The following is a 5810-nucleotide window of genomic DNA, read 5'->3' on the forward strand; positions in this document are numbered from 1 at the left end:
GCACTGCGTTGCGGATGCTCGACGCTTGCCTGCGCACCGGCCAACCGCTCGATCAGGCAGCGAGCGCGATGGCCAAAGGTTTGGAGCCTTCGGACCGGGCGCTGGCGATTGCCATTGCGCAGGAAGTGCTACGCTGGCTCCCAGACCTCGACCTGCTGATCGACAGCCAGACCCGCCTGCCATTGGCGGAGGATGCCAAGGCGCGGATGGTGCTGCGCATGGCCCTTGCGCAGATGCTGCGGTTGGGCACACCGCCGCACGCCGCCATCTCGACGGCCCTGCCGCTGCTCGACAAAGGGCCAAGGCGGCTGGTGCATGGTGTGCTCGGCTCGCTCTGGCGTCTGCAACCAACTTTGCCCGAGGCTCCCAGCCTGACGCATCCGGTTGCCGATCGCTGGAAAGCAGCATGGGGCGCGGAGATGATCGAGGCGGCGCGTGTTGCCTTGGCCGAGCCGCCGTCGCTCGACCTGATTATGTCCGATCCCTCGCAGACCGCCAAATGGGCTGAAGAACTGGAAGGTACCAGCCTCGCACCGGGCCAAATCCGGCTGGCACGCGGGTCGGCGATCGAGATGTTGCCCGGCTATGCCGAAGGCGCCTGGTGGGTGCAGGATCTGGCGGCTAGTCTACCAGCCCGGCTATTGGGGCAGGGGAATCATAGAGAGATAGCTGACCTATGTGCGGCCCCGGGTGGGAAGACGATGCAGTTGGCGAGCCAGGGTTGGAATGTCACTGCGCTCGACAAGTCGGCGAAGCGGATGGAGCGGTTGTCGGCCAATCTGGAGCGCACCGGGCTGGTTGCGAAATCCAACATCGGTGATGTGCTGACATGGGAGCCCGAAGCGCCATTCGACGCCGTGCTGCTTGACGCGCCCTGCACGGCAACCGGCACCTTCCGCCGCCATCCCGATGTGCTGCACCGGATAGGGCCGAAGCAAATTACCGAACTGGTAGAACTGCAAGCGGCGATGCTCGACAAGGCCGCGGCCATGGTCAAACCCGGCGGCGCATTGGTCTATGCAACCTGCTCGCTCGAACCCGAAGAGGGCGAGCAACAGGCCGATGCCTTCCTTGCGCGGCATGGCAATTTCGCCAAGTCGGCGATCAACACCACCCTGTTGCCTGAAGGCATCACGCCGACAGACGGCTATGTTCGCACGTTGCCCGGTATGCTCGCCGACAAGGGCGGGCTGGACGGCTTCTTCATTGCCTGCTTCACCCACGCACAATAAGGTCGGGGGATGCAAGCCCCGACCCTGACTACCGATCGCCTGACCCTCGCGCCCATAAGCAAGGACCATTGGGAAGCCTATGCCGCGGCATGGGCCGATCCGGCGATGACTGAATTTATAGGTGGCAAGCCGCGCACGCGCACCGAAAGTTGGGCCAAATTCCTTGCTGCCTCGGCGCTCTGGCAGTTCATGGGCTATGGCTATTGGTCGTTCCTAGACCGCGCCACCGGAAGATTTTTGGGCAATGGCGGCCTTTCCTGGTTCGAGCGCGGCGTTGCCGGACTGGAAGGTGTGCCCGAAGCTGGATGGGCCTTCATTCCGGAGGCCTGGGGCAAAGGACTTGCTACCGAAGCGATGGGGGCGGCGCTGGCATGGGCTGACGACGAACTCAAGGCACCCGAAATTCGCTGCATCATCGATCCGGGGAATCGGGCGTCGCGAAGGGTTGCAGAGAAGCTGGGCTTCCGCTTTCTGGAGGCCACAGACGAAGCGATGGGCCGTATCGAGCTTTTTTCGCGACAACGCGGTGGATAAAACAGTGGATTAGTTGTGCATGAAGGGGTGCTTGCCTTGCCCCTGCTGCGCAGTCCCGCTAAGCGCCTGCCATGAACGCTCCTATCCGTATTGCGCCGTCGATCCTATCCGCCGATTTCGCGCGTCTGGGCGAGGAGGTGCGCGCGATTGACGAGGCCGGATGCGACTGGATCCATGTCGATGTGATGGATGGCCATTTCGTCCCCAACATCACCATCGGTCCCGCCGTTGTAAAGGCGCTGCGCCCGCACAGTGCAAAGCCTTTTGATGTCCATCTGATGATCTCGCCGGTTGACCAATATGTGAAAGACTTCGCTGACGCAGGCGCCGATATCATTTCCTTCCACCCGGAAGCAGGGCCGCACCCGCACCGCACAGTGCAGTTGATCAAATCGCTCGGCAAGCAGGCGGGCATCGTGCTCAACCCGCATACGCCGGCAAAGATGCTCGATTATCTGATTGAGGATATCGACCTCGTGCTGGTGATGAGTGTCAATCCCGGCTTTGGCGGGCAAAGCTTCATTTCAAGCCAACTGCGCAAGATCGAGGCGATCCGAAAGATGATTGAAAAGACCGGCAAGGATATCCGCCTCGAGGTCGATGGCGGGATCACGGTTGAAACCGCACCGCTTGCGATATCGGCAGGCGCGGATACGCTGGTTGCCGGAACCGCGACTTTCAAAGGCGGACCAAGCGCTTACGCCGCCAATATCGCAGCCCTGAGGGGATAATGGCCGAAGCCGACCGCCCGGACGAAAAGATTGGTGCAAATGCGCTGGTCGTGCGTCCGGCAGGTCGCCTTGAAAATCTGGCTGCCCGTGTTTCGCTGATGCTCTATCAGTTGAGTTGGCGCACACCGCTGCACAAGATGCGGATCACCGGCAAGCTGCCGATGAAACTGCTGGCCGTACCGACCGATCCGCTCCCGGGCGATGAAGCACGCGGCACCGCGATCCGCATCGGAAAATTCCTGTTTCATGGAATGGAGCAGTCGATCAATGCGATCGATTATGACAAGTCGACGCTGCCTCCCGCCTTTGCCGACTATGTCCATCGCTTCGACTGGCTGCGCGATTTGTCAGCTGCGGTCAATCGCGGCGAAGGTGCGCCACTTGCCGCATCGATTGCCGAAAAATGGCTGGCGGCCAATGGCGACCGACCGCGCATGCCTGCGTGGCGGATCGACAATAGCGCGTGGCGCTTCCTCAATATGGCGAGCGCCGCGCCTTATTTGCTGACCAGCACTGACCTCATCTATCGCTCCAAAATCCTGAACCATTTTGCGCGCACCGCCAGGCACCTCGACCAGTCGGCGGTCCGTGCGACCAAGCCTTTTGACAAGGTCTGCGGCTGGACAGGTGTTGTGGCCGCCTCGCTTTTGCTCCCTGAAGGCAAGGCGCGGCGGGCGATGGGCGAGCACAGCCTTGAGGCCGCACTTTCTGATCTGGTTTTCCCCGATGGCGGGCTATTGTCGCGCGCGCCGCAGCAACTGATGGAACTGATTGCGCTGCTGTCGACGTTGCGCGAGTGTTACACAGCGCGGCAGGAAGCTGTTCCTGATTTCCTTACCGATACGCTCAGTCGCAACGTTCCGGCGCTGTTGGGGTTGACGCACGCCGATGGCGGACTGGGCGCCTGGCAGGGATGCGGCCATTTGGGAGCAGAGCGCATCGAGGCCTTGGTTCAGGCCAGTGGTGTGCGCGCTCGCCCACTGCGACAAGCACTCGATTGGGGCTATCAACGGGTCAGTGCGGGGCCTGCTGTCCTGCAAGTTGACGCTGGGCCCCCTCCGCATGCGAAACAGGCGCTGGTTGGTTGTGCATCAACGCTCGCGTTCGAATTCAGTTTTGGCAGGCAGCGGATCGTGATCAACTGTGGCGGGGCCGGTCTTGCCGGGGCGAGCATACCGGCGGCTCTGGCGCGCGGTTTGCGCACCACTGCTGCACATTCGACCCTATGTGTAGACGACAGCAATTCGACCGCTCTTTTGGCCAAGGGTCAGCTGGGTGCGGGTGTTGTCGATGTCGAGCTTGAACGGCGCGATATTGAAAAAGCGACGCGGATCGAAGCCAATCATGATGGCTATGCGCGCAGCTATGGCTTCATCCACAATCGCGTGCTTATACTGCGTTCGGACGGCATGGAGTTGCGCGGCGAGGATACGCTCCTGCCGCATGTGAAATTTAAGGGCCGCGAAGAGGTGCCTGCGCATCTCCGCTTCCATCTCGGTCCCGATATTGAGCTGCTGCTCGCAGACGATAAACGCAGTGTCGTAATGCGTCTCGACGACGGCAGCAGTTGGACCTTCATGACCGCGCTCGGTACGATCGAGGTCGATGACAGTTTATGGGTGGATGAAAATGGCCGGCCAAACCCCACCCGCCAACTCGTGATTGGCGTCAATGCGCCAAAGGGCGGCATGACCATTGGCTGGGCCCTCAAGTTTTTGGGATAAACAAAATGAGCGATGTGAAGATCAAACGGGCACTGCTTTCGGTGTCGGATAAAAGCGGGCTGGTCGAACTGGGCCATGCATTGGCGAAGCGGGATGTCGAGCTGGTGTCGACCGGTGGCACGGCAAAGACGCTGCGTGATGCCGGGCTGAAGGTGAAGGACATCAGCGACCTCACGGGCTTTCCCGAAATGATGGATGGCCGCGTCAAGACGCTGCACCCCAAGGTGCATGGCGGGCTACTAGCGGTGCGTGATAATGCCGAACATGCCGCCGCGATGAAGGAACATGGCATCGGCGCGATCGATCTGGTCGTCGTCAACCTCTACCCCTTTGCGCAGACGGTAGCCAAGGGCGCGAGCCGCGACGAGATTATCGAGAATATCGACATTGGCGGCCCGTCGATGGTACGCAGCGCGGCGAAGAACCACGCCTTTGTCACCATTGTCACCGACCCTGCTGACTATGACGATCTCATCGCCGAGATGGAAGAATCAGGCGGCAAGACCAGTTATGACTTCCGTCGCAAATGTGCGGCCAAGGCGTATTCGGCAACGGCGGCCTATGACAGCATGATAAGCCAGTGGTTCGCCTTTGCCGACCAGCAGCAATTCTTCCCCGATATGCTGGCGATCAACGGCAATCGTGCCGAAGAATTGCGTTATGGCGAAAACCCGCACCAACGCGCGGCGCTGTATGTCCCGGTAGGTCCGCACGGATCGGGGATCGCACAGGCGGAGCAAATCCAGGGCAAGGAACTGTCCTATAACAATTATAACGATGCCGACGCCGCGCTCGAGCTGGTCAGCGAATTCCGTGATGGGCCGCCGACGGTTGTTATCGTCAAGCATGCCAATCCGTGCGGCGTTGCCACGGGCGATACGCTGATCGAGGCTTATCGCGCTGCGCTTGAATGCGACAGCGTTTCGGCCTTTGGTGGCATTGTCGCGGTCAACCGTCCTCTCGATGGGGCGACTGCAGAGGCGATTACCGAGATTTTCACGGAGGTTGTTGCCGCACCTGCTGCTGACGAGGCAGCCAAGGCGGTATTCGCCAAGAAGAAGAATTTGCGCCTGCTACTGACCGGCGACCTGCCCGATCCGAAACGTGGTGGACTGATGGTGAAACCGATTACCGGCGGCTTGCTGGTGCAGTCACGCGACAATGGTTTCGTGCCCGAAAGCGATTTCAAGGTGGTGACGAAGCGGGCGCCTACAGCACAGGAGCTTGCCGATTGCCGCTTTGCCTGGACGGTTGCCAAGCATGTGAAATCGAACGCGATTGTCTATGCCAAGGATGGCGCGACAGCAGGCATCGGTGCTGGCCAGATGAACCGCCGCGACAGCGCACGCATCGCCGCGATCAAGGCACGCGAGGCGGCCGAGACCTATGGCTGGGAAAGCCCGCGCACCGTTGGTTCGGCGGTCGCCTCAGACGCCTTCTTCCCCTTTGCCGACGGCCTACTGGCCGCGGTAGAGGCAGGAGCGACGGCAGTGATCCAGCCGGGCGGATCGATGCGCGATGAAGAAGTCATCGCCGCCGCTGACGAAGCAGGGCTGGCGATGGTCTTCACCGGGATGCGTCATTTCCGG

The 5810-nt window shown here is 61.0% G+C and carries 5 protein-coding genes; all 5 read left to right on the forward strand.

Going from position 1 to position 5810, the window contains the following annotated elements:
- The first annotated feature begins 8 nt into the window (after positions 1–8).
- Positions 9–1232, forward strand: coding sequence for an RsmB/NOP family class I SAM-dependent RNA methyltransferase (locus Q0239_RS15805; RefSeq protein WP_298604664.1), 1224 nt, complete (start codon positions 9–11; stop codon positions 1230–1232).
- A gap of 9 nt (positions 1233–1241) precedes the next feature.
- Entirely contained in the window at positions 1242–1766 is a 525-nt protein-coding gene (locus Q0239_RS15810; RefSeq protein WP_298604656.1) for a GNAT family N-acetyltransferase, read from the forward strand.
- 71 nt (positions 1767–1837) lie between these two features.
- Positions 1838–2497 (forward strand): ribulose-phosphate 3-epimerase, encoded by a 660-nt coding sequence (rpe, locus tag Q0239_RS15815; protein ID WP_298604658.1) that lies wholly within the window; start codon positions 1838–1840, stop codon positions 2495–2497.
- Positions 2497–4221 (forward strand): heparinase II/III family protein, encoded by a 1725-nt coding sequence (locus Q0239_RS15820; protein WP_298604660.1) that lies wholly within the window; start codon positions 2497–2499, stop codon positions 4219–4221. Before rpe ends, Q0239_RS15820 begins: the two co-directional genes overlap by 1 nt.
- A 5-nt stretch (positions 4222–4226) precedes the next feature.
- A partial coding sequence (purH, locus tag Q0239_RS15825) for a bifunctional phosphoribosylaminoimidazolecarboxamide formyltransferase/IMP cyclohydrolase (RefSeq protein ID WP_298604662.1) occupies positions 4227–5810 on the forward strand: 1584 nt, incomplete at its 3' end.

The organism is uncultured Sphingorhabdus sp. (assembly GCF_937872355.1).
Classification (GTDB): domain Bacteria; phylum Pseudomonadota; class Alphaproteobacteria; order Sphingomonadales; family Sphingomonadaceae; genus Sphingorhabdus_B.

Coding starts and splice junctions, on each gene's coding strand:
- rpe (WP_298604658.1), top strand. CDS start 1,838: ATGAACGCTCCTATCCGTATTGCGCCGTCGATCCTATCCGCCGATTTC.
- Q0239_RS15810 (WP_298604656.1), top strand. CDS start 1,242: ATGCAAGCCCCGACCCTGACTACCGATCGCCTGACCCTCGCGCCCATA.
- Q0239_RS15820 (WP_298604660.1), top strand. CDS start 2,497: ATGGCCGAAGCCGACCGCCCGGACGAAAAGATTGGTGCAAATGCGCTG.